This window comes from Nostoc sp. PA-18-2419 (assembly GCF_005869855.1).
Lineage (GTDB): Bacteria > Cyanobacteriota > Cyanobacteriia > Cyanobacteriales > Nostocaceae > Nostoc.
The window spans coordinates 24,241-49,445 of record NZ_SZNH01000008.1 but is presented as its reverse complement, the minus strand read 5'-3'; the positions used below and the strand labels follow the sequence as shown (position 1 = coordinate 49,445).

At 39.4% G+C, this 25,205-nt stretch carries 18 protein-coding genes, 1 pseudogene, 1 CRISPR repeat array and 1 riboswitch; of the genes and pseudogenes, 6 read left to right on the top strand and 13 right to left on the bottom strand.

Translation table 11 applies throughout. The annotated features are described in order from the left end of the window. Nucleotides 1-147: 147 nt before the first annotated feature. On the bottom strand, nucleotides 148-1,335 hold the full coding sequence (locus tag FCR06_RS10375; protein ID WP_138499269.1) for a TRC40/GET3/ArsA family transport-energizing ATPase: 1,188 nt from the start codon (nucleotides 1,333-1,335) through the stop codon (nucleotides 148-150). Between the two features lie 191 nt (nucleotides 1,336-1,526). On the opposite strand from FCR06_RS10375, the gene FCR06_RS10370 reads away from it, so the two are divergent. Then, nucleotides 1,527-2,135, top strand: a complete 609-nt coding sequence (locus FCR06_RS10370) for a hypothetical protein (protein ID WP_138499267.1) — start codon at nucleotides 1,527-1,529, stop codon at nucleotides 2,133-2,135. Between the two features lie 35 nt (nucleotides 2,136-2,170). Here FCR06_RS10370 and FCR06_RS10365 read toward each other — a convergent pair whose 3' ends face one another. From FCR06_RS10365 to FCR06_RS10355, 3 genes are all read right to left on the bottom strand, one after another. Further along, nucleotides 2,171-2,452, bottom strand: coding sequence for a hypothetical protein (locus FCR06_RS10365; RefSeq protein WP_138499264.1), 282 nt, complete (start codon nucleotides 2,450-2,452; stop codon nucleotides 2,171-2,173). 52 nt (nucleotides 2,453-2,504) lie between these two features. Continuing rightward, nucleotides 2,505-3,722 carry an acetate kinase gene (locus tag FCR06_RS10360; RefSeq protein ID WP_138499262.1) on the bottom strand — a complete coding sequence of 406 codons (1,218 nt, stop codon included), beginning with the start codon at nucleotides 3,720-3,722 and terminating at the stop codon, nucleotides 2,505-2,507. A gap of 432 nt (nucleotides 3,723-4,154) precedes the next feature. Then, nucleotides 4,155-4,622, bottom strand: coding sequence for a hypothetical protein (locus FCR06_RS10355; RefSeq protein WP_138499260.1), 468 nt, complete (start codon nucleotides 4,620-4,622; stop codon nucleotides 4,155-4,157). Between the two features lie 412 nt (nucleotides 4,623-5,034). On the opposite strand from FCR06_RS10355, the gene menH reads away from it, so the two are divergent. Both menH and FCR06_RS34760 read left to right on the top strand, forming a co-directional pair. Next, nucleotides 5,035-5,850, top strand: a complete 816-nt coding sequence (gene menH, locus FCR06_RS10350; RefSeq protein ID WP_138499258.1) for a 2-succinyl-6-hydroxy-2,4-cyclohexadiene-1-carboxylate synthase — start codon at nucleotides 5,035-5,037, stop codon at nucleotides 5,848-5,850. A gap of 49 nt (nucleotides 5,851-5,899) precedes the next feature. Beyond that, nucleotides 5,900-6,805: direct repeats of the CRISPR family, unit length 36 nt; unit sequence GTTTCCATTAATTCCGATTTAAAGCAATCGGTAAAG. A 201-nt stretch (nucleotides 6,806-7,006) separates the two neighbouring features. Beyond that, on the top strand, nucleotides 7,007-7,231 hold the full coding sequence (locus FCR06_RS34760; RefSeq protein ID WP_411267989.1) for a glycoside hydrolase 100 family protein: 225 nt from the start codon (nucleotides 7,007-7,009) through the stop codon (nucleotides 7,229-7,231). Between the two features lie 150 nt (nucleotides 7,232-7,381). Here FCR06_RS34760 and FCR06_RS10340 read toward each other — a convergent pair whose 3' ends face one another. The 5 genes from FCR06_RS10340 to FCR06_RS10320 form a co-directional block, all read right to left on the bottom strand. Then, on the bottom strand, nucleotides 7,382-10,189 hold the full coding sequence (locus FCR06_RS10340; protein WP_138499256.1) for a Calx-beta domain-containing protein: 2,808 nt from the start codon (nucleotides 10,187-10,189) through the stop codon (nucleotides 7,382-7,384). A gap of 155 nt (nucleotides 10,190-10,344) precedes the next feature. Next, entirely contained in the window at nucleotides 10,345-12,132 is a 1,788-nt protein-coding gene (gene aspS / locus FCR06_RS10335) for an aspartate--tRNA ligase (RefSeq protein ID WP_138499254.1), read from the bottom strand. Between the two features lie 642 nt (nucleotides 12,133-12,774). After that, complete coding sequence (locus tag FCR06_RS10330) at nucleotides 12,775-13,683, bottom strand: hypothetical protein (protein WP_138499252.1); 909 nt, start codon at nucleotides 13,681-13,683, stop codon at nucleotides 12,775-12,777. A 225-nt stretch (nucleotides 13,684-13,908) separates the two neighbouring features. Further along, nucleotides 13,909-15,189, bottom strand: coding sequence for a S41 family peptidase (locus FCR06_RS10325; protein ID WP_138499250.1), 1,281 nt, complete (start codon nucleotides 15,187-15,189; stop codon nucleotides 13,909-13,911). 139 nt (nucleotides 15,190-15,328) lie between these two features. Further along, on the bottom strand, nucleotides 15,329-15,715 hold the full coding sequence (locus FCR06_RS10320) for a hypothetical protein (protein WP_138499248.1): 387 nt from the start codon (nucleotides 15,713-15,715) through the stop codon (nucleotides 15,329-15,331). A gap of 660 nt (nucleotides 15,716-16,375) precedes the next feature. On the opposite strand from FCR06_RS10320, the gene FCR06_RS10315 reads away from it, so the two are divergent. Together FCR06_RS10315 and FCR06_RS10310 are read left to right on the top strand one after the other, a co-directional pair. Further along, nucleotides 16,376-17,587: a sensor histidine kinase gene (locus FCR06_RS10315; RefSeq protein WP_223280096.1), complete on the top strand. Its 1,212-nt coding sequence runs from the start codon at nucleotides 16,376-16,378 to the stop codon at nucleotides 17,585-17,587. A gap of 290 nt (nucleotides 17,588-17,877) precedes the next feature. Then, the gene (locus FCR06_RS10310) at nucleotides 17,878-18,522 is read left to right on the top strand and encodes a response regulator transcription factor (protein ID WP_138499244.1); all 645 of its coding nucleotides are present in this window, start codon (nucleotides 17,878-17,880) and stop codon (nucleotides 18,520-18,522) included. Nucleotides 18,523-18,840: 318 nt separating this feature from the next. On the opposite strand, the gene FCR06_RS10305 is transcribed toward FCR06_RS10310, so the two are convergent. The 3 genes from FCR06_RS10305 to FCR06_RS10295 form a co-directional block, all read right to left on the bottom strand. After that, complete coding sequence (locus tag FCR06_RS10305) at nucleotides 18,841-19,269, bottom strand: hypothetical protein (RefSeq protein WP_138499242.1); 429 nt, start codon at nucleotides 19,267-19,269, stop codon at nucleotides 18,841-18,843. Between the two features lie 119 nt (nucleotides 19,270-19,388). After that, entirely contained in the window at nucleotides 19,389-20,258 is an 870-nt protein-coding gene (locus FCR06_RS10300) for a zinc metalloprotease HtpX (protein WP_138499241.1), read from the bottom strand. A 377-nt stretch (nucleotides 20,259-20,635) separates the two neighbouring features. Continuing rightward, the gene (locus FCR06_RS10295; protein ID WP_189523369.1) at nucleotides 20,636-22,714 is read right to left on the bottom strand and encodes a potassium channel family protein; all 2,079 of its coding nucleotides are present in this window, start codon (nucleotides 22,712-22,714) and stop codon (nucleotides 20,636-20,638) included. A 131-nt stretch (nucleotides 22,715-22,845) separates the two neighbouring features. Then, nucleotides 22,846-22,930: riboswitch (Fluoride riboswitch) on the top strand. 95 nt (nucleotides 22,931-23,025) lie between these two features. Here FCR06_RS10295 and FCR06_RS10290 point away from each other — a divergent pair. Beyond that, a complete protein-coding gene (locus FCR06_RS10290; RefSeq protein WP_223280095.1) occupies nucleotides 23,026-24,477 on the top strand; it encodes a voltage-gated chloride channel family protein in 1,452 nt (483 codons plus the stop codon). 78 nt (nucleotides 24,478-24,555) lie between these two features. Here the strand turns inward: FCR06_RS10290 and FCR06_RS10285 are convergent. Continuing rightward, a pseudogene (locus FCR06_RS10285) lies at nucleotides 24,556-25,192 on the bottom strand (Uma2 family endonuclease). Nucleotides 25,193-25,205 lie beyond the last annotated feature (13 nt).

Sequence of the window (25,205 nt, the reverse complement as noted above, 5' to 3'; positions counted from 1 at the left end):
ATCAATCAGAGAAAGTTTTATTTTTTTGAGAAAATTCAAAAAGAATATAAAAAAAGACGCTAATATAATTGCGTCTCTATCAGCTATTAATCAAGATTTTTACTTTGTAGTTTTAGTTTTTTGTAGAGATATAAGCATTCTACAAAATTAAACTCTGATGTTGTCAGCAAAGCTAATTTTCAGATAATCCTCTTCCATTTTTGCTCCTGCTGGTTGTAGTGCTGCTAAGGCTTGTGGCAAAACTAAGTTACGCCGATGATTGCCAATAGTAATATTTAATTCGTCCCCTGTTTTACTCAATTGAACTTGGTTTTTAGGAATACCAGGTAAGTAAAGTTCTAAGCTGTATTGATTTTGTTCTTGCACAACTCGAATCGTCGTTTCTTTATAATAAACCTGAGTCGGGTCTTCATCTTTATAAAGAGTTTCTTTCAAGCGTTCTAATGCAGCTAATCCACACATTTCCTCAGAGAATAATGGAACTTCTTTCACAGGTAGAGGGTGGAAATTATCGTGAATCTCCTGGCGATATTGCTCTTGACTTTTCTTCCAACGTTGAAAAAATGGGTCTTGGACTTCACTGGGAATAATCCGATTGGCCACAACTAAATCAGTGGCAACATTATATAAACTCAAATAAGCATGGGCGCGAAGAGACTCTTTAATCACCATCTTTTCAGGATTAGTCACCAGACGCACTGAGGTTTGAGTATTGTCTGTCAATACTTTTTCTAGAGCTTCGATTTGTTCATAAAACTCATAAGGCGCATCCATTACCTCTTTATCTGGTAATGAAAAACCAGCAATTGGTTTAAAAATAGGTTCAACTAAAGGCCGGAGTGCTGCTGAGATATTTTGAAAAGGTTTGTAAAAACGGCGCATATACCAACCACCGACTTCAGGTAAACTCAACAAACGCAGTGCTGTACCAGTCGGGGCTGAGTCGATAATCAAAACATCAAACTCACCTTCGTCATAGTGGCGTTTCATCCTTACCAAGCCAAAAATCTCATCCATACCTGGCAAAATTGCCAATTCTTCCGCTTGCACCCCTTCTAGACCTCTAGCTTGTAAAACTTGGGTAATGTAACGTTTCACAGCACCCCAGTTTCCTTCTAATTCTTGCAATGCATCTAATTCTGCACCCCACAAATTTGGGCGAATTTTTCGGGGTGCATGTCCCATTTCCATGTCAAAACTGTCTGCTAGGGAGTGAGCGGGATCTGTACTTAAAACCAACGTTTGATAGCCTAATTCTGCACAACGGAGTCCAGTTGCAGCAGCAACAGATGTTTTACCCACGCCACCTTTGCCGGTCATCAATATTACACGCATGGATGATTCTTTCCTGCCTGAGGATTTTAACAATTATTTACATTATCGACTGTTTAAGGAAAATAAATGCTGCTTTAGCACGTCTAGACGCGAACACTTCAATAATAAATATGGGAAATAATCCAGCCATATTGTCATACTGACTGCTATTTATATAGTAGTGGATTAATGAAATACGGTAGGAGGCGGTAATGTCAAAACCAAAAATTCTCCAACCGGATGGAAACTATTCGTTTCGTTCATACTTTGAGTTTTTCAGTGATACAGATGAAGTTTTAGCAGAGTTTGATTATGCTTTTGTGCGTAAGCGTTTGCAACTTCCGAGAACGAGTAATCAAATAGACGGACTCGATGAACTTCGACAACAACTTGAAGATACAATTCCCTACGTTACTCTTAGCAGTGAAACCGCCAAAAGAGAAATTTTGGTTGCACCAGTCTTAAGTCGAGTAGCAGTTATTTGTAAGCGACTGCTGCGGATTGAATACCCGTTGAAAATAAATAATTTACTTCAAGGTAATTTGGACTATTTCATTCAATCGCAATACAACTTAGTTGTAATTGAAGCAAAACGAGATGATTTGACACGCGGATTTACCCAGTTAGCAGTAGAAATGATTGCACTGTCGATGTTAGAAAATGCGCCAAATATAGTCTATGGTGCTGTGACAATGGGGGATGTCTGGGTATTTGGGACTTTGGAGCAGAATTTACGTACTATTACACGAGATATTACATCGTATACTTTGCCAGATGATTTAGCAGAGATAGTCAAAATTTTAGTGGGAGTATTGGAGTAAGTTTTATTACTAAATACATACACTTAATATAAATATTACCCTAAATTCTCTGTTGGGTCTTGCTGCAATAGTAGATCGAGCTTTGTTTCTATTGCTGAGAGTTTTTTAATAATTGTCGGACGATCGCCATCAACAGAAATTAGTAAGTTGGTTATTCTATCTTGTATATTGCTTAATTGTGCCATTGCATTCTGAAGCTGGATCATTCCTTCTCGGAGTTCCTGGCGTTCCTGTCGCGCTTCAGTTATTTCATCTAACATAGCTTGGACTGTTTTAGCATTACTCTCAATTAGATGTTTGAGTTCTTTATCAGTCATTGCGATCGCACTTTCAAGTTAAGTTTATTATTAATCATAAATTGTTGGTTGATTACTTTTTAAATAGTTGCCAACATTGTTGAGCGATCGCCCAGTCTTCTTGAGTATGGATTACTAATACTCTCACTGCTGAGTCGGGTGTGGCAATATCTTCATCTACAGGCTGCTGTTGATTTTTTTCTAGGTCTATTTTTAATCCCAAAAATCCCAAAGCTTCACAAGCGGCTTGGCGAATTGCTGGAGTGTTTTCACCCACGCCTGCGGTAAACACCAAAGCATCTAATCCTCCCAAACTGGTAAGCATTGCACCAATACCTGAACACAAGCGATGCACGTAGATATCCCATGCCAGTTTAGCGCGAGTATTGCCTTGGGCGATCGCTTTTGTGACTTCACGCATATCGCTAGATACACCCGAAATTCCTCGTAAACCAGAAGCTTTATTTAAAACTTCATCTAATTTTTCTACAGAGTAATTGCAGTACTGCAACAGGTAAATCAAAATTCCCGGATCGAGTGAACCAGAACGACTACCCATCATTAATCCTTCCAAAGGTGTCATTCCCATAGTGGTATTAATACTCTGACCATTTTTAATCGCTGCCAAAGAGCAACCATTGCCGAGATGACAGATAATTAATCGTAGCGATGCTAAATCTTCACCGAGAATTTGGGCAGCACGACTAGAACAATATTGGTGACTGATACCATGAAACCCGTAGCGGCGGATAGCTTGCTCTACCCATTCATAGGGTCCGGGGTAAATTGCTGCTGCATCAGGAAGAGTGCTGTGAAATGCAGTATCAAAAACTGCAACTTGGGTGACTTCTCCTAAGATATTTTCAATTGCTTCTATACCTGCCAAAGCGCTCGGATTGTGTTCTGGAGCAAGGTTAGACAGACGAGCGATCGCCTTTTTGACATCCTCCGTAATTACCACACTATCTCGATAATCTTGTCCACCATGTACTACACGATGTCCTACTAAATCAATTTCTGACAAGCGATTTATTACTTTAGTAGCATCACGAGTGAGTGTATTGAGCAGATGAGTAAGGCGTGTCTGTGGAGAGTCACCAGAAATTGATTCTTGTAACTTTGCACCTGTAGCAGTTTTCACTTCGATTTCTGCCACACCGTTGTCTTGAGTCCAGTTGACTTTTCCTTCCCAAAGGGGTTGGGCTGGTTGATTAGGGAGAGCCTGATCTGGAATTTCATACAGACAACTTTTTTGACTGCTTGAACCAGCATTTAGCACCAATATCTTCATAATCGGAAAAGGCAACCTGCTCTAATCATGTCACAATGCTACAGTTAGTCGCGACTGCGTGCTATTGGGCATTAGACGTATTTTAAAAATAGGGAACTATTGAGAGCTAACTGAACAAGCAGAAAGACTGAGGCGCAAGGGTGTTAAGGGACTTTTACAAGAGGTCTAATTTTTATACGTCGATGCAATCGCATTGCAGGTCGATGCACTCACATTGCAGAGCGATTGTGACTACAAGCAGAACGGAGTGAAGCGTACCACTTCCCTGCGGAACGCTATGCGAATGTGGAAGCAAGCTACCGGGAGCGTCTCGTAGAGAAGTAATCGCAAAGATTCTATTATCAAATATTAAAAGTCAAAATTCAAAAGTAAAACAATAGTTTGTTTATTCCTATTGAACTTTGACTTATAAGTTTAAAGTGATTAAATTACCTAAGCAGCAGTATTATTCAATAACTTTTCTAAGTTTTGCTTTTGAATAAAATTGAGATACTGTGACACAATTTCTGGACTAAGCAATTCTATCATCAGGTGGTTCTCAATCCAAAATTCAATCACTTCAAACTGACCCCGGCTACAATGCAGTACCCGCCATCCTTCATTAGCAGCAATTTCTTCAATCTCTTTTTCGCTAACAGGTACACTTATAGCAGCATGAACTGCATTGAATTGGCTAAAATTATTATTTTCACGAAATTGAACTTGTTGTTCGCCATTACCAGGAATCAACTCAGTACCCACTGGGTAAACTTCAATCAGAGTGCCTTGTTCATCAAGAGCTAATGCTACATAGCTACCAGCGTTGGGACGAAATGGAGCAGTCTTTCCGCCCAATAGTTTAGCTAAAACCTCAGCAACATGACGAGGATTATTCGCTGGAATAGAAATATGGTGAATCATTGGTGCTACCTCCAAATTTTAGATAATTTATAGTTATTTAGACCTTTAGTCGATAGTTAATATTGACTTGATATAGCGAGCTACTTCGATTTTCAACTTATTTGTGTAGGTAGTGAGGAGGAAATAATAAGTAATAAATTAACCATTTAGAGTTGAAGGCGGGTTTTTCACCCAATCTAAAGGATTACTATATATAATAACTATTTAAAAAATTGTTTTTTAAAATACTACTGACTTTTTAATAAAAGTTAGTATTAATTAAAATTAGTTAGAGCTTCTATTCTCTATAAATAACTTTAAGTCTTGATGACATCTATCTTTATTAGTATTTTTTTTAAATCTGTAGTAATATTTAAAATTTAGTTGTCTAGATTAAGTCTTCTGAATTTATTTTTATTCAAAAACTAGTTTTATGATTTTAGAAAATTATCAGTTTAATTATTCATTAATTAGTAAACAAAATAAATCAATAATTATATTTTTACATGGCTTCATGGGTAATAGTGATGAGTTTGATGAAGCAATAAAATTACTATCTGATGAATTTTCTTACTTAACACTTGATTTACCTGGACACGGCAATACTCAAATTTGGGGTGGAGATGAATACTATACAATGACAAAAACTGCCGATGCGATAATTAATTTATTAGATAAATTAAAAATTAGCAAATGCTTTTTAGTTGGTTATTCAATGGGTGGGAGATTAGCTTTATATCTAGCCCTACATTTTCCAGAACGTTTCTTTAAAGTTATTTTAGAATCAGCTTCCCCAGGTTTGGCAACAGAAGCAGAACAATTAGAACGAATTAAACGTGATACGCAAATAGGCAGGAAATTGACAAGAATTACTACTAAAATTGATTTTGCTGATTTTCTCTCAAATTGGTACAGTCAAGCAATTTTTGGTTATATAAAAAATCATCCACAATATGACAACATGCTAGAAAATCGCTTGCAGAACAATCCGCAAGAATTAGATAAATCATTGCGCTTCATGGGTATTGGATGCCAGCCTAATTTGTGGTCTAAGTTAGCAGAAAATACAATTCCTATGCTTTTATTAGCTGGCGAATATGATGAAAAATTTATATCTATAAATATAGAAATGGCTAAAACATGTAAATTTGCCCAGCTAAAAATAATTAGTGGTGCAGGACATAATATTCATTTGGAAAACACTTTGACGTTTGTACAAATTCTGAGAGATTTTTGTAAGGTGCTTTGAGGACTTACAAAAGAGAATTATCCCAAATTATTTATAATCATCGCTTCTCGTTTCCGTTAATTGCGATTTAAAGCAATCAGTAAAGCAATGATTTTGTTTTTACTGGGTGTCTTCGGCATGACGTTTCCATTAATTCCGATTTAAAGCAATCGGTAAAGGGCTAAGCAAGTTTTGGCTGCTGCTTTATCAGTTGGTTTCCATTAATTCCGATTTAAAGCAATCGGTAAAGATTATGAATGCACAGGTTGTGAAAGTGACGCCTAGGCCGTTTCCATTAATTCCGATTTAAAGCAATCGGTAAAGACAGCGTTTGATCGTGTCTATGACTTGGGGGTAAAGTTTCCATTAATTCCGATTTAAAGCAATCGGTAAAGGTGGTTCTGAGGTGCTTCGAAGGGGTCGCATTTTTGTTTCCATTAATTCCGATTTAAAGCAATCGGTAAAGCTTAAGAATAAGTAGGAAATAAAGCCTAAGAATCCCAAGAAGTTTCCATTAATTCCGATTTAAAGCAATCGGAAAAGGAAGATGATAATGAAGGAGTAGACCTTGGTTGTTTCCATTAATTCCGATTTAAAGCAATCGGTAAAGAAAAAGCGAAAGACCAAAAAACTAAATAATATTTAGGTTTCCATTAATTCCGATTTAAAGCAATCGGTAAAGTGCTTCTGGTGGTATTGACGGATCATGGGTATTTTTGTTTCCATTAATTCCGATTTAAAGCAATCGGTAAAGACAACCCCAAGTTCAGCAACAGGTTGAGTTAAAAAAAAGTTTCCATTAATTCCGATTTAAAGCAATCGGTAAAGGCGATTTTGCCTTGGTTGTCCTCCCAACCAAGATCGGGTTGTTTCCATTAATTCCGATTTAAAGCAATCGGTAAAGTCTCTACGTGTGTTCGCCAAGCATGGGATTGGCGGCGTTTCCATTAATTCCGATTTAAAGCAATCGGTAAAGAGTTAGTTCAGGAGCCTTCGCCCCATAAGGGTTTCAGCCGCCAAATCGACGCATCTCTGAAAAGGATTATATACCTTGTGCAAAATTAAGTAAAATACATACTTCAAATCCTTGTGCTGTAAGGCATCGACGCATGTCAACGAAAAATATAGGGTTTCGGCGATTTGGCGAGATGCGTCGATGAACATTTGAAAGTTCCCTTTGAGAGTCAAAAGTCAACACTGGCGTTGTACAAACTTTATAATAAGATTAAAGGGGAAGAATGCGCTAATTACAGGTGCAATATCAGGTTTCGACGAAGCGATCGCAATTGCTAAAAGTCGTTTATTTGAACATAAATTCCCCGAATACTACGATGGCAACAATGGTCGTTTGATTGGCAAAGAAGCCAGAATTTATCAAACTTGGAGTATTGTGGATTGTTAGCAGCAAAACAATTCCTCGCAAATCCAGATTACTTGAAATTAATTAGTTTTCCAGAGGGACTGGAAGGCCCTGGCTGTAGCATATAGTCTCCTACAGAGGCAAGATAGGATGCATCCTATCTTTGCCTCACCTTGTTTCCCTCATCTAGTATCAAGCAATGATAGTAAAATCAGCAGTGGTCAAACTAGGCAAATTCAGCAAATTAGCTAATTCCGCACCAGTACCAAACCCAGCAGCACTACCATTTTGGTTATAGTAAAGACTGCCACTACCGACACTGTAAACCAGGAATGCTGTACTAGTTGCAGCTAAATCATCATCCTCTACAGTAGTAAAATCAGAAGCTTGACTCAACCCATCGCCTACAACACTACTCAAAGCAGTAAAAGTCTGTTTACTCAACACCAACTTGTCACTGGCAGATGTAAAGTCAGTCAAGGTATCATTGCCAAAATCGCTACTGGTAAAAGCTCGCCCACTACTGTACCAAAAGCGATCGCTCTCCGTCCCACCAGAAAGAATATCATTTCCCGCCCCGCCAATTAAAATATCTGCACCGCTTCTACCTGTTAATACATCATTGCCACTGCCCCCATTGAGATTATTATTGAGGCTATTGCCAATCAGGCGATCGCTACCACTACCACTAACCACATTTTCAATGACATTATTAGCAGATAGAGTCAACTTCAAGTTACTGTTGACTGTCTGCGTAGTAGTGACACCTAAATTAACCCGTACATCAGTACTAGTGCTACTAAAACTGATAGTATCATTGCCGCCTGTGCTGGTTTCTTGTATGGTATCGCTACCCAATGGGGTGGAAGTATTGAATGCGTAGGTATCATTCCCAATACCACCTGCCAGAATATTATTGCCACTATTGCCCGTCAATATATTATTGCCACTATTGCCAGTGCCATTAATATTGCTCGTTCCAGTTAGAGTTAAATTCTCGATCCCATCAGCTAAGGTTGTGGTGGTACTAGCTTGCAAAGTGTCAGTTATGGTGACAGTCCCAGAAGCTTTTTGCAAATTTGCATTGGTAGGGCTAGAAAGGTTAACTTTAAAAGTTTCGTTGGCTTCGCCCTGACTATCATTCAGGATGGGAATGGTAATTGTGCGAGTGGTAGTATTGGCAGCAAAAGTTAAAGTACCGCTGCTGCTAGTATAGTCAGCATTGGCAGTAGCAGTCACAGGGGCTGTAGCGTATTGAACTGTGACTGGTTGACTAGAGGCACTGCTAAGAGTGACACTTAAGACTGCTTGCGGAGTTTGTCCTTCGACAACAGTGATGTCATTGATAGAGAGAGTCGGCAGAGTGTCATCATTGGTTATAGTTCCCACTGCCTGATTATCTGCAATGGTGGCATTAGCGGCATTGCTGAGATTAACAAAAAAAGTTTCGTTCGGTTCAATTGTTAAATCGCCAGTTACAGCAACGTTGAGAGTTTTACTGGTATCACCGGGATTGAAAGTTAATGTACCTGTGGTAGCGATATAGTCACTACCTGCTGTAGCTGTGCCGTTAGCAGTAGCATAGTTAACTGTAACAGCAGAGGTACTAGCAGCAGAAAGAGTTACAGTAAAGGTAGCGTTCGTTGTGCCTGTATTACCTTCAGTAACAGTAATATCTTTAATGCTAAGGGTAGGTAAGGTAGCTGGTTGTACCTCAAATGCGCCGATATCGACTGTACCGCCAACAATCCGCGTCAAACTGCGTTGGTCGTAGGGAATTGGTTCTGCTGTATCACCATCGCCATCAAGGTCTTCTGTATCAGTAGGAATTAAGCTGTTGTTACCAGCATTAATTGCAGGACTACCAGGAAGAAGAGCATGGGTAAGGGTGAGTCCACCGTTGTTTTGTAAAGGGCCGAGTCCGGGGTTGGGCTTAACGATATCTGTACCAGTGCCTACAGTACCTTTAGCACCAGTTAAGCTACCAATAAGGTTGTTATTGTTACCATTAAATAACGCTGAACTCAAAGTAGAAGAGAGAAGATCGGGAGCATTACTATTCGTATTCCCAGCTACAATCGTGTTTTTGAGATTAACTGTGGCACTAAGACTATAAATACCGCCGCCGCCGTAGCCGGATGCGGTGCTGACAGCAGTATTGTTAGTAACAGTGCTGTTGATCAAATTGAATACTCCATCAGTAGAAGCATATATACCGCCACCTTTAGAATCTGCACTATTGCCACTGACTGTAGTATTTAGTAAGGCAACTGAAGTAGCGTTACTTCTGATTCCACCCCCATTTCCCGCATTATTGCCACTAACAGTAGTATTGATTAAAGTCACCGATCCGTCGATGGTGGAGATACCGCCACCGTAAACTCCCGCTTGGTTGTTACTAATTGTAGAGTTAGTTGCAATTAGTGTACCGTTAACATTGTAGATGCCCCCACCTTCTTGACTAGAGCCTCCAGCAGCGATATTGTTACTAATTGTGCTGCCGTTACGTAGGTAGACGACACCACTGTTGTAGATGCCGCCGCCGTTATTATAAGAACCGGACGCTTTGTTGCCCGTAACTGTCGAATTATACAAATCGAGAGCGGCATTAGAATCAACCCTAATACCTCCACCATCACTAGATATATTGCCGCCCGTAACCACGACATTCTGTAAACTTAATGCTCCTCCAGTTAATAGATGAAAAACGCGATCGCTATTTAATAAACCTGACGCATTAATAGTTGCTTGCCCACCAACTGCCACAATATAAAGCACATTACTGCGACTTTTAATATCTAAATCTCCTGTCAGGGCTGCATCTTCATTAATCCCATTTGATGTGAGGTTGTAAGTTGTTCCTCCAGTTAAGTGAATTTCATAATCAGTAGTCGGATTCGCATTAGCAATTAAAATCGCATCCCGCAGAGATAAACCATTAGCAGCACTACCATCATTTTGATCGGCTGTAGTGTTGACTGTCAAAATAGTAGAAGCCATATTACTGTTCTTGCATCAAAAAATGCATCTTAGATTAACACAACCTACTGGATAATTTTTTTGGCGTTGCTGATTTCATGTATGAAAACGATTCTGTATGATATCAAAATCCTTGTAGAGACGTTGCAATTCAACGTCTCTACCCATGCGTTTTGTTAAGATTTGGGCTTATATGTCGAAGCCACATGCAATTCTTTTAATTGCTTGACATCTACACCAGAAGGTGCGTCTGTTAACAAACAACGGGCTTGTTGCGTCTTCGGAAAAGCAATCACATCGCGAATCGATTCTTCCCCAGCTAGCAACATTACCAAACGGTCTAAACCGTAGGCAATGCCACCATGCGGCGGTGTACCATATTCAAATGCTTCCAACAAAAAGCCAAATTTATTTTGTGCTTCTTCAGGAGATAAACCGATCGCATCAAATACCTGTTGTTGAATTTCTCGCTGATAAATCCGCAGACTTCCACCGCCAACTTCCACGCCGTTGAGTACTAAATCATAAGCTTGGGCGCGTGCAGTTTTTAAATCGCTCAAATCCTCAGGGTGGGGTGCTGTAAACGGGTGATGCAGTGCTTCTAGGCGTTTTTCTCCAGCGTTCCACTCAAACATCGGGAAATCTGTAATCCACAGCAAGTTAATTTTTTCTGGATCGATTAAGCTAAATTCCTTGGCAATAACTTGCCGTAATCTATCCAAAGTTTTATTGACAGTGGCAGCATCACCAGCTCCGAATAACAATAAATGTCCAGCTTTGGCATCTGTGCGTCGGAGAATTTCTTGTTTTTGTTCAGCGCTGAGGTTGTCTTTTATTGCCCCAATAGTGTCAATTTCGCCATCGTCTCTGACGCGGATATAAGCTAAACCTTTAGCACCGGCTTCGCTGGCTTCTTTGAATAAATCACCACCTGGTTTAATGCGGACATTAGAAATTACATCATTACCATTGGGAATGGGTAGGATTTTGACGACACCGCCATTGATTACAGTGTCTCGAAAGACTTTGAAATTAGAGTCTTTGACAATATCCGAGACGTTGACTAATTCCAAACCATAGCGAGTATCTGGTTTATCGCTACCGTAGCGTTCCATTCCTTCGGCATAAGTGAGACGGGGGAAAGGGCGCTGTAACTCAATGCCTTTAACCGTTTTGAAGATATGACAAACTAACTTTTCGTTGAGTTCGATAATTTCTTCTTGAGACATGAAGCTCATTTCCATGTCTAACTGAGTGAATTCTGGTTGTCTGTCGGCGCGTAAATCTTCATCGCGGAAGCAACGGGCGATTTGATAATATCTATCCAAGCCGGATACCATCAGCAATTGTTTAAATAGCTGGGGTGATTGGGGTAGAGCAAACCATTCACCAGGGTTGACGCGACTGGGTAAGATATAATCTCTAGCACCTTCGGGAGTCGAACGCGTAAGTATTGGGGTTTCGACTTCGATGAAACCTTCTAAATCTTCCAGGTAACGGCGCATGGCTTTGACTATTTGATGACGCAGTTGCAAATTTTGCGCCATACGTTCGCGCCGCAAATCTAAATAGCGATATTTCAGCCGCAAGTCTTCCCGCACTGTTTCGCTGTCAGTTATGGAAACTTGGAAAGGTAACTGTTTACGGACAGCGTTGAGTAGTTGAATTCGGTCGGCGTAAACTTCTATCTCACCTGTGGGTAGACGGGGATTTAGGGATTCTTCGGGACGTTGTGTCACCCTACCAGTGATTTCAACAACATATTCATTTCGCAGAGCGTTCGCCTGCTCATAGGAATCGGGGGTGCGTTGCGGATCGCTGACGATTTGGACAATACCAGAGCGATCGCGTAAATCTAAAAATATCACGCCCCCATGATCGCGGCGACGGTCTACCCATCCGTAAAAGGTAACTGTTTCTCCAATATGTTCTTTTCGGAGTTCGCCGCAATAGTGAGTTCGCATAATTGTTAGTTCTGTTTATCTGGGCTAGATTGGCAAGTAAATCTCAAAGCTTTCCCATTATCTAGCATCAATAGTAATTGTAGTAGTTTCAGTTCCATAAAAAATAGATTAAGCTCATCCCATGCCTAAAAGGGGATAGCATTTGACGTTGAGAGTTGACAGTTGACAGTTAATGGCGTCGGGAACACAAACTCTCTGCACGCCAACGAACTCTAATGCTTCAACATTTCTTGCTCAACCTCTAAAATTAGTTCGTTTAAAGACTTGGTTTAAATGTAACAGTGAACAAGACTAAGTACTGAGGCAATAAAATTAACTTCAGAGTCCGCTTCGATAATGACGTCAAATTCTCTGGTCATCTAAAAATTGTTATTTAAGTTAGATAGAACCAAGTAGTATAAAATTACTGTTTTATCATCCAAAACTGATAATTGTTAATCACTGTCTCTATAAAATTTTCATCTAATAATTGTTCAACAAGAAAAGGACAATCTAGTTAGTGAAAATTGAGGATGAGCAGTTTTTCTGACAGTGGTTGGAAGAATTACCTAAAATGACTGAAGCTGAAAAAACCTTTCTAGAAACACTGCGGCGCAGATATCTATATCACTGTGGTTCAGCTAATTTATTAGCTTCAACCGATTAATCAGGGTATTTTGCATTAGGAAAGAACCGCCGATAATGACTCGGCGATCCATAAAGACTTTTATAAAAAAACCAGGTATCAAGTACTAGCTCTAACAGAGAAATTAATAACCAAAATGCTAGAGTAAAAATTACAGGTAGGCTGAGATCGGGAAACTTACTTTGCAAATCGATAATGCCAAATAACAGCAAAAACAGCAGCGAAACTCCCAGCAGAAAAGACAACTTAACAATCGCGAGAATGAAACGGCTCATCTCCAGAATCCGATTGTAAAGCCGAGAAAATCTTTCCAGGATTTCTTCCATGTTATTGATCACAAGAAAGATTTGTTGCCTATGCATATGGGTAGCTAAGGAGTATTGTTGCTGCACTTGCGGCCGTTGATATTCATTCTTGAAATTATCTAAAAGCTTGTCCAAAGATAGCACTTGGGAGCTAGTTTCCCAGATTGGGAAATCCTTTAAATGCAAAGGAACTAAATAGTTAATCAGCTCTACCAAATTTTCATTAAAATTACTGAGTTCGGCAGGAAGAGACTGAGTTAGACGAATAAGTTGGTCAATCTGAATCTGAAGTGTATAGTAATCATCATACTGCCTTTGAGCAATTAGCTGACTATTAAACGTGAGAAAAACAATTAACACCCCCAATAAAGCAGCTAAGGACTGGGATACAGCAGAAAAGAATTCAATCGCCACCTGTTTAGGTACTGTAAGCCAAGGGCCGTTTTCCCGCATAGCAAAAAGCAAGCTGCTAACAAATACAACTCCTACAAACGCTAGCTGATGGCGGGTAAGAGTAGCTATGACTGTCCGCACTAAAGGAATGTTACTGAGTTGAACCAGGATTTTCAGACCTGGAACTGGCTCACAAATTTCAAGTCGTTGGGCTTTGCGCGTTGGCATGATTGAAGAAGAATACAGAATACAGAATTGGTGAATTCAGCAATTTTTAGTGTAGCCAACTACCACCAACACTGAGAACCACTAAATCAAAGATTTAGTGTGATGTTTCACCCTTTATTCATCCACCAGTCACACTTCAATTTAATTGGAGAATTCTGGTGAGTTATATCATGTCCGCTTGATTACTTACTGAATTCTAAGAACTCCAAAGAGCCAAACCTATACTTATTCCCCACGCTGTAAACTCACATGATTTGCCCCGGACTGAATCAATTTGTTCAGGTTAGCCACGGCAGTAGCATACTGAGGATCGGCTAATGTGGCCAAGGTTCGGTTTTGGATTAATGCTTTCTGTTGTGCCTGGGTTAACTCCACATTAATATCTGGTGCAATGCCAACATGATTGATATCTCGACCTTTCGGTGTATAGTATTTGGCGATCGTTAGTTTTAATGCCGAACCATCCTCCAGTGGCTCTACAGATTGAACTAAACCTTTACCAAAGGTGCGAGTTCCTACTAAGGTGGCGCGATTATCATCTTGCAAGGCTCCCGCCAAAATTTCGCTGGCACTAGCAGATCCCTTATCGACCAGTATTACTAGGGGTTTGTTGGTGAGAGGATGTCCTGATGCATTGTAGCTATCTTTAACTTGGTTTCGATTTACCAAAGACACGATCGCCCCTCGGTCTAACCACATACTGGCAATTTGCAAACTTGCATTTAGCAGTCCACCTGGATCGGAACGTAGATCCAAAACGTAGCCCTGCACTTGCTGTTTTTCTAATGCTTGAATTGCCCGATACATCTCTTGGGGAGATGTTTGCGTAAACTCTGGTAAACGAATGTAACCAATCTTGCCGGCTGTGGTTGTTTGCGTGTTGTAAGTTACAGGATGGATAGCGATATTTGCGCGGGTAAGTTTGAAAATTTGCGATTGATTGCCCCGTTGAATCGTCAGTACTACTTTGGTTCCCACTGGGCCGAGAATCCGTTTAACGGCATCCTCTATTTTCATTCCCTGAGTGATTTGACCGTTAATTTGGACAATTATATCGTCGGGCAAAATACCCGCCTTAAAAGCAGGCGTTCCTTCAATCGGGGCGACAACGGTTAAAGCTTTAGTTTTCTCATTCTGTGCTAGTTCCAGTCCTACGCCACTGAGGTTGCCAGAAAGGTCGTTATTTAGGGCTTTAAATTCCTGGGGGTCGAAAAACTCTGTGTAGCGATCGCCTAATTTAGCCACCATTTCTTGAATTGCCCCATAAGCCTGTTCCTTGGAAGTATAGGAACGGCTGAGATATTGCTGTCGAATTGCTTTCCAATCTTGATGGTTAAAGCTGACATCAACATAATTCTTATCTAGGATTTGCCATACCTCATCCACGAGTTTTTGAGGGCTAGATTGGGGTTTGCCCAAAGCTTTTGAAGCGTAGAGGCTACTTCCTGCCAGGATTATGGCGATAACGGCAAGTTCTATCTTGACGAGCAATTTTTGTTTGAACATACTTTAACTATTGAAGAATAATCCAGAATTCAGAATCTAGAATTCAACAATACTTGAAGAGGGGGATTAAATACCTCTAGTCGGATATAATTTTTTGAATTCTGACGACTGACTCCTAAATTTTATTTTAATCAAACTACTAAGAATTATTTTGGGATTGCCCTTTACGGTGTGGATAGGCAGTTTTAAAAATATTTTGAATTTTAGTCTTTTGTTCAGCCGTGAGATTCAAGCTTAACACTGCTTTACGCATTTTTTCACCTTCTTGCAATTTCGTTGACAATTGCTTTACCTGATCTGGAGTCAGAACTGCCTCAACTTGCTTGCGAACTGCTTCGCGCTTCTCGGCGCGTTCCGGGGTATTCGATGCCGGATTTTTTGTAGAAGTGTTAGTATCAGATACCTTTGTTCCAGAGTTGTCCCCTTGAGACACATCTGGAGACTTAGAATTGCTGCAACCCGTGATTCCTGCAATCAGGATAGTTGCAAGTAAAAACGCTGGTAAAACTATCTGTTTTTTAATCATTTAATTGTGTTGTTTTTCTTGTATACGATTATGACTGTTGTAATTCGATTTTAGTTGATGACTTTTAAGAAGATGTTTAAAAACTTGCTACTTGAGTAACATCTCCAGCTAATCTTAAAAGTTGAGATAGATTTGTGCATGGACTAGAATTCCTAAGCTGACCAGTAAAAAAGTACCTAATTTTTTGTGACTTTTTTCCTAGATTATGAATAGTTAATCAGTCGAAATAGCTCTATCGATATTAGAGAGAGATTCGTTATAGAAAAAGAAGAGTTTAATTATCCACTGCGCTAATTTCTTTAACTTCTTAAACAAATCAACTAATTTTGAAAAGTTCTGTAGCCTGTGGGATGGCAAAGCCAGACCTTGCAGAGTTGACTTCGGGATTTGTAATAAATAAATTACTACTACTTGTCGGGTAGAGATTTCTAGAAAAGAAATGATCCCTCTGGTGAAGTGGGCAGGAAAGCCCGCCCTAAATATAAAACGGATCTGGATACCCATCCCATAAGAAAATTTGGAATATTTTTATTTGTCAGTCTCTTACCCTACTCGCACTTTGCAATTTAAAGGACTAATGTGTTTTTTAACAATATTCCCTCTAAAATTGTGAAAATACTGATGGTTTTGTCATCGAGACCATTGAGTTGGAACAGTTCTATGGTTAGCTTAACCTACCCATCATTTCGTCTGTTGCTTTACTTAGAGTGGTTATTATTAGCCACGGCAATGTTCATGGAAGTTTTGTTGCCATTTGAGTTGTCCTGGTCATTGCTGCTACGAGTTCTGGCGATCGCAACTTTCAGCTTGATGGGCTTGAGACTACCAATGGTTAAGCTGGAAACAAAATTACTTTATACGGCCCTCGAATTTGGTTTAATTTTGCTACCAGCGACTCACCATAGCTTATCTAGTCGCTCCGTTTTCCTGCTGTGTCTGGTACTGGTGATGCGGAGTTGTCTAATATTTAAGCGTTTTGGACAGTTGATTGTCTTAGGTTTATCTCTGCTTTGTTATGGAACACTGCTTTTGTCAAAACCGATTGTACCTAAGAATTTTATCCCAGATAAACTGGTTGTCATGTCCTGGGACTGGCGATTAAGTAATATACTATTGTTTAGCTTAACGTTAGTATTCGCTTTACTGTTAATTAATGCCCTGCTGGCAGAGCGCCAAAGTAGAGAGCAATTAGAAATCGCCCATCAGCAATTAGAAATAACCAATCAACAACTGTGCCAATATGCGCTACGGATTGAAGATCAGGCAACCTTGCAAGAACGCAACCGAATTGCCCGCGAAATTCATGATGGGTTGGGTCATACTCTAGCCGCCCAAACAATTCAGATTAATAACACCCTGTTGTTCTGGGAATCGAATAATGATAAAGCATTGGCATTTCTCAAACAGGCAAAGCAACTGGGGGCTGAGGCACTGCTGGAAATTCGGCGATCGCTTTCTGTTTTGCGTTCAAATCCTTTGCAAGGACAATCTCTCAAATCAGCGATTGAAAAGCTGTTGACAGATTTTCAGCAAACCACAGGTATTGAACCGTCCTGTAGAATTGATGTCCCACACATGCCAACAGAAGTAAACACCGCTCTTTACCGTATAGTACAAGAATCGCTGACAAATATTTGCAAACACGCTCAGGCGACGACTGTCACGGTTAGACTACTGGCATACGCTGGAATGATTTATCTGTCAGTTGCAGATGACGGAAAAGGATTTAACCCAACTCAAAATACAACTGGCTTTGGGCTACAAGGGATGCGAGAACGAGCAGTTGCACTGGGTGGTCAGTTGAATCTCCACAGTCAACTAGAAACAGGTTGCCGTATTTGTGTTTCTTTACCACTATCAAAACTATTGTAAAGTTAATGTTTCAAAAGGCAGTTCTTGCAGGAGGTAAAACTATTACTGTTCCTAAAATTCACGCTTGTATTTATGTCCTAAAGGGTGTGACTACGGCTATAAATCCAGAACTAAAGTTTTAATTAATACTTCCTACCTTCTGCCTTCTGCCGACGCTCTCTACCAGACGCGCAAGGGACGCGGACATGGCTTAGCTGCGCTATCCTAACTCCTGCCTTTGTTAGTAACTTTGTACAAATATTTATAAAGGCCACAACAGTGAATTGGGCAATGAATATGCATTTTTACTTATGATTAACATTTTATTAGTTGACGACCAGCATCTTATTCGCCAAGGACTTAAGAGTATGCTCGAGTCGAATGCCCAGATGCATGTAATCGGTGAGGCAGAGAATGGGCAACGGGCACTCGAACAGCTTGCTGCGCTGCAACCCGATATTGTATTAATGGATATCCGGATGCCGATAATGGATGGAGTTGCCACCACAAAAGCGATCGCTCAACAATATCCTAATATTAAGGTTCTTGTCCTCACCACCTTCGATGATGATGAGTATGTTTCTCAAGCAATGCGGCTAGGTGCAAAGGGGTATTTGCTCAAGGATACCGAACCAGATGAACTAATGTTAGCAATTTTAGCCGTCTACAAAGGACAAACCCTACTCGGCCCAGGATTGTTTGAGAAAGCACTCATACCTATGGCCCCAACTATCGCGTCTGTACAACCTCCTCCAGAATTGGCACAACTTACACCTAGAGAACTAGATGTATTGCGCTTAATTGCTTCTGGAGCCAATAACCGTGAAATTGCCGAATCGCTGTTTCTTTCAGAAAATACTGTTAAGAATTATGTGACCAATATTCTCAGTCGCCTGAATTTACGCGATCGCACTCAAGCTGCTTTGTTTGCCCATTCGTTGTTTGGTGGACGGTAGTTGGTAATAACAGTAGTTCGCAAAATTCTCTGTTGAGGCTGGGTATGGGGTGTTGGGTGTAGGGAAGAGCTTGTATGTTCTGAGTGGCTATAAAAGTTAATTAATATTAGTAAATAATAGTTTTTACCAGCAAAAAACTATTATTTACTTAATTAACATTTTATATCACCAAAAAAACTATTTCCACCATCACTCTTTAGAACGTCCAATAGTATATGTTGTAAAAAATAAACAATAAGGGCACAATAATGTTATATTGTACCCTTACTAAAATGCTGTATTTTGCCTAATTTTAAACAGTTATAATTCATCCCCTATTTAACTTTGAGAATAAGGGTGATTAAAGGTTTCCCAAGCAGCTTGACCTGCTTTTTGGAGGCGAAAGCTAAAGTCTACTAAATCCTTCATTAATAAGTGCCAGTTTCTTTCAGCTTCATCCTGAATTATCGCCCAAGAGTCTTCTAAGCGATCGCCTTTGACAATTTTCCTTCTTTCAATCAATTCTCTGGCTCGACGCACAGTATTTAAATAAGTTTCGCGTGTAAGAGTACCTGTTGAATCCGTCTCAGCTTGGGCGCGTCTTAATGCCTCAATCAACGCTTCAGTTTCGCGCTTCACCTCATCACTTTCACCAACCATGTCAATTTCGAGTAATTCGTCAGTTGAAGAATTTATCTCTACAATTACTGTTGATTCGATTGATTCAATAAATGTAGCTTCAATGGATTCGATGTTGTTATTAGTCATACTTCAAACATCCTTAATTAGAAACTTTAGTCTCAAATTATAATTGCACGCCGTATTTAATAGTCATTTGTCATTGCTCGTTGGTAAATTACCAATGATTAATGACTAATAACTAACATTTAATAAGCTTTTGTTGTCAGTTTTTGCTCTAATTTCAGTAATGCTGTAACTCGTGCTTCTGTAGCAGGATGACTAGAGAATAAGTTACCCAAAAATTGTCCAGAAATGGAATTGATAATTAATAATGGCTCAAAAGCTGGATTAGTATTTAAAGGTATCTGTTTTGCTGTAGCTTCTAACCTTTGTAGCGCTCTAGCTAAAGCGCGGGGATTACCTGTTAATTTAGCAGAACCAGCATCAGCAGAAAATTCTCGCGTGCGTGAAATTGCCAATTGAATGATTGTTGCAGCTAATGGTGCAAGCATTACTGTTAATAAAACACCTAAAGGATTTCCACCTCTATTATCATTTCGTGAGCCACCACCAAACCATAAGCTGTAACTTACCATTTGGGCTAGGAATGAAATAGCACCAGCTACCGTAGCAGCAACAGCTTGTGTGAGGGTATCGCGATTTATAATGTGAGTGAGTTCATGGGCAATAACGCCTTCAAGTTCGTCTTCTGGTAATATATTTAAAATTCCTTCGGTGACAGCTACAGCAGCATTTTCTGGATCTCGTCCGGTAGCGAAGGCGTTAGCAGTTTGACTGGGGACAATATAAACTCTAGGCGTAGGAATATTGGCGCGGCGAGATAGCTTTTCTACCATCCGATAAAGTCCCGGTGCTTCCCTTTCACTTACAGGTTGTGCCCGATATACTGCAAGGGCAATTTTATCTGATTGATACCAGGAAAACAGGTTTGTTACTGCTGCTAAACCGATTCCGATAATCAAGCCGCTACTACCACCAATTACCCAGTAACTAATTGCAATTAAAAGACCACTTAGTGCAGCTAGCAAAGCAGCCGTTCTCAATTGATTTGTCATATTTTTGCTCTCCTGTTAATGCTGTGTATATGGTTTTTAAAGAAAACAGCATTAATTAAGCTACGCTTTGATTGTATCTAGATAAATTCAGATATATAGTGCAGAAAACCTATCTAATGAGTACGGTTCTCCCTATTTTATTGGATAAATGTCATCAAATTAATATCTTTATTTTGAACTTTTTCTATGTTTGTTTTATATCAAATAAAGACGAGATGATAAACAAGTGCATCTGTCTATAGTAAGACATTTTCTAAAGATAGAATTACTCTTTGATTATTACTCTTACTAAAACCCCAGAGGTTTATCTTTCTACTCTTGAGCTACACATGTATGTTAAAAAATCAAAGCAGATTATAAAAATTTAGAAGGTGAATTTAACTATCTCTATCTTCAGAACAGGGTTTCAAGCGAGCTGTAACTCTTATTTTAGTTAGCCTCTGCACTAGGTGCAAAGCTTGTTGTTTATATAATGCTTTTGGGAGATGAACAGGTAAATTATTCATCAATTTTCTTGCTGTGCCAATGTTACATCCTGAGATTATACTTATTTCATTCGCTCCATCAAAAATAGCATCTGGAGCTAATACCTTTTCAATCTCTACTTGCCAAGTTTGAGGAAACATTTCGCCGCGTTCAATCTGTTGCAGGCTGTTACTGTTAGCTAGAACGATCAGGCGATCGCCAACAGCAAGTTGTATATTATCAGAAGGCATTAACTTAAGAGGCGATCGCTTCAGGCTTTGGTATAAAATAGGTACAACTCCATAACCATAAGCAACCTCAGACAATAGTAATCCATTGAGTGTATCACCAGCTTCAATCATATACTCAACTACTAAAATAGTTTGAGTATCAAAACTAAACAAGCTGAGAATATTTTCTCCAAAAGCCGCAGCTACAAAAACTTCTGCGGAAATAGCAGAGGTGCAAATAACTTGGGCATAAGGAAATAACCGGGCGACATTATCACGAAAATATCGGTCGTAAGTCCGAATCACTACACGAGTTGTAGGACTTTGAGCATGGACTGTCAAAGCTATTTCCAGATTCTCTATGCTATCTTCTGTAACTACAACGACACTTTTACTATTAGTAAGATTCGCTTTCCCTAGAGCATCAGCAATGCTATCAATTATTATTGGTATTTTTTTAAAAAAATCTACATTAGGTGCTGTGCTGTTAATACCTAGTAAAGGTTGTTTAAATTCTTGTAATAAAGCTGCGACTCGTTGACCAACTCGATTAAATCCAATCAGTATAATATGGTCTTTTTGAGGTATTGATGGCTGGTAGCTATTGAAAAACCGGAACCTGAAACTTAAAAGAGCATCAGTAAGTAATGCATATAATACCCCAACAAAACCTATACCGATTAAAGTTAGTCCCAGACTAAACAATCGTAACCATCCTGGCATGTGTTCGGCTGGCTCTGGTGGTGTTTTAAAATTAATACCACCAAAAATATCTCCGTATCCTCCCAAAAGCAAAACAGCAGTAGCATAAAATGCTTCTGATATATTACTTTGAGGATAATTTAAAATATAAATAAGTGTTCCAAAACACCAGAGAAAAAGTACTGTAATTCCACAAATTAGTGCTACGCGCAAACTTTGATAATGAGATAATGTTTGTGAAAAATATACAATTTTTTGTTTAACATTATTCCAAGCATTACCAAATAAAATCTCTCGCCAGAACTGCTGCAAGTTGTACTTAGGCTGAGCAGCAATTTTTTTTAAACTTCTGATCTGCTCTGTAACTTCAATATAAATAATCGTATCACCAGGGTGTAGTGTTGCTTCTGGCTCCCACTGATGAAATTCTTTAGGTAAAAAAGATGAACTATGAGCGTGATTTAATACGCGACGATGTGGAGTATTTAGTTCATATATATGCAATTTGTTGTACCAGCGATCGCTCATTTTCATCTGATGCTTGACTACTCGAAATTGATGCCCTTCAATTTGAAAATAGCCAATACTCTCATCTCCAAGGGCTGCGATAGCAAAGCCAGAAGCGGAAATTTGATTTGGCTCAAAAGCGATAAAATTACCAAGAGTCTGACTTAAAAGTTGATTGAGATTTTGTTTATCAGAACGTATAACTAAGCGAACTTGAGGATTTAACAGTCGTGCTGCCAAGGCGGCTTCTATATTTACTCGTTCGTTACCAGTAGCTAAGATTATAGTTCGGCAGTGAGTAATGTTTGCTTGTTCTAAAACACCAGCCTGACGACAATCTCCGATTAGTAATTGTTCTAATAAACTTAATAAATTTGGTATCTGTAAATCTTTTGGTTGTTCTTGGTCGATAGCATTGACAACAACACCATACTCTTTGAGGATGGAAACACAATGCTGACCCAAACTTCCGAGACCACAAACTATAAATCGATCTAGTTTGATTTGAGAATCTGAAACTGACTGGTAATTGCTTTGTGATGATGGCAGCATATCATACCGTTAATGGTACACGCTTTACTGAGGCGGATCGTATATTGCTATTTTAATTGGGAAAGGCAGTGATTAATTTTAGAAACTAATACAACAAGGCAAAAGCAAAAATGGTATTCTTAATTTAATGTCAAATCAATGGCGATGGAGCTCGCCAAAACCGCCTTTCTAACCCGATAAATCATCAATGAAAAGGCTGATAGCTCCTACTTTCCTCGCTGACTGCGGGAGAGTAGGGCTTGGCTAAATGCATTACCTGACTCTTCTGTAGAAAGTACCTATCTACAAATCGCGCTTCAAGGAGTCATGGGATGCTAGCCAGCGTATTGTCGATTTTAATCATGGGCTTTTTTGCCGCTCAACTTACGCATCGTTTAGATATTGCGCCTTCTATCGGCATAATTTTAGTGGGGATTATTCTTAGCCCCCAAATTCGCAAGGTGTTCACTCAATTTGAACCGTTTATTGCACTACCCCACCTAATTAAATGGTTGCCGATTTCCTTTGTGGTTGGGATTTTTGCTGGAACTGCATCTGCAATTCTTTTAGCATCATTGGAATGGGCAACCGATTGGCGAGAATCACATCGATGGATTATCGCTTTACTTCCCCTTGGTGGCTTCTTGAGTGGTTGGATTTATCACCAATTTGGTCGGACTGTGGAAGCTGGAAATAATCTTTTGTTGGAAGAAATCCATAAACCTAAAGATATTATTCCCTTCCGGATGGCTCCTCTTGTTCTACTAGGAACAGACCTAACTCACTTATTTGGAGGTTCAGCCGGTCGTGAAGGTACAGCATTACAAATGGGTGCTTCTTTAGCAGACCAATTGACCAAAATATTTCATTTTCAAGGAGCTAATCGGCGAATTTTATTAACCGCAGGTATCAGTGGGGGATTTGCTTCAGTTTTTGGTACTCCCTTAGCTGGAACTGTATTTGGTCTAGAAGTTTTAGCGATTGGCAAAATTCATTACGACGCTCTTTTTCCGGCTTTAATTGCAGCGATCGTGGGAAATCAAGTAACTTTATTATTGGGTTTGCATCATACAGCATACCGACACGCTCCCTCTATACCGATACTAACAATTTGGGGATTAATTTCTGCAATAATTGCAGGTGTAATCTTTGGAATAGTCGCCAGATTTTTTGCTCGAGTAACTCACCAAATTAGTCACTTCTTTAAAGCCAAAATATCATATCCTCCAATACGCCCTTTAATCGGCGGTGCACTGATAGCAATAATTGTTGGATTGACTGGTACAACGAAGTACATTGGGCTTGGTATCCCTACTATCGTTGATTCTTTCTACACTCAACTACCTCCTTGGGATTTTGCTGCAAAATTAGGTTTAACTGCTTTAACTTTAGGTGCAGGTTTTAAAGGAGGAGAGGTGACACCTTTGTTTTTTATTGGTGCAACTTTAGGTAATGCTTTGTCTTTTATTTTGGGATTACCTGCACCATTATTAGCAGGAATGGGATTTGTAGGCGTATTTGCAGGTGCAGCAAATACACCTTTAGCATCAACCTTAATGGGAATTGAACTATTCGGTTTGGAATCAGGCGTATTTATTAGTATCGCTTGTGTAGTCAGCTACTTATTTTCAGGTCATTCTGGAATTTATTCATCACAGCGTATCGGGTTGAGTAAATACTCTGCTGTATATTTAGAAGAAGGAGTGAGTTTGGCTAATTATAGGCGGCCAAACATGGATTTACCTAATGATAGCGAACAAGAAGAAAGTAATTCTCAGAAATAATTTTTTAATTCAATTAATAAAGAAAACCGAACCTTTAATTTAACTAGTCATCTCAAGACTAATCATTTTGGTCATTAACTAAATGATTGCTTCTAATTCTTGTAAAACTTGATAACTTCCTACTTGCCAACTACGTTCCACAGCCGCAGGAATAATTTCTGTAATAGCTATATCCTCAAAATTAGGACTTATGTCAGATTTTATGTATTTTCCTTCTTTGAGCAAATAAATAGAAAGGCTACCACTATCGTATACCCATAATTCTGGGACTCTAATGGCTTCATAAGCATCAAGAGTAGTTTTTGATGTCACATCAGTCTCAATCGCTAAATCTGGCGGTGGGTCATCAGGTTGTAAACGGCGACGACCAATCATCTGTTGATAATTCTGAATATAAAAGCAAGCATCAGGCTCAACTCCTGCTAAACCTTGCTGTTTAAAGGTAGTGAAACCAAAAGGTTGATATCTGATATCTTTAGCCTTCAGCAATATTTTAACAATATCAGAAATTAAATCTTTGGGAATTTCATGTTCTGGCAAAGGAGCCATAATTTCTAAATTTCTCTGGCTATAAGCAATTCTTGTAGTTCTTTTTTCTCCCAATTCTTGCAAATATAGATTCAAATTCTTCCCAGCTAACATCAGGAATGGTTACGGTGCTACCAGGCGACAATTGCATCTGACTAACAGGTTTGAAAACGGTAATAGCAGTCATAACCAAAATATCA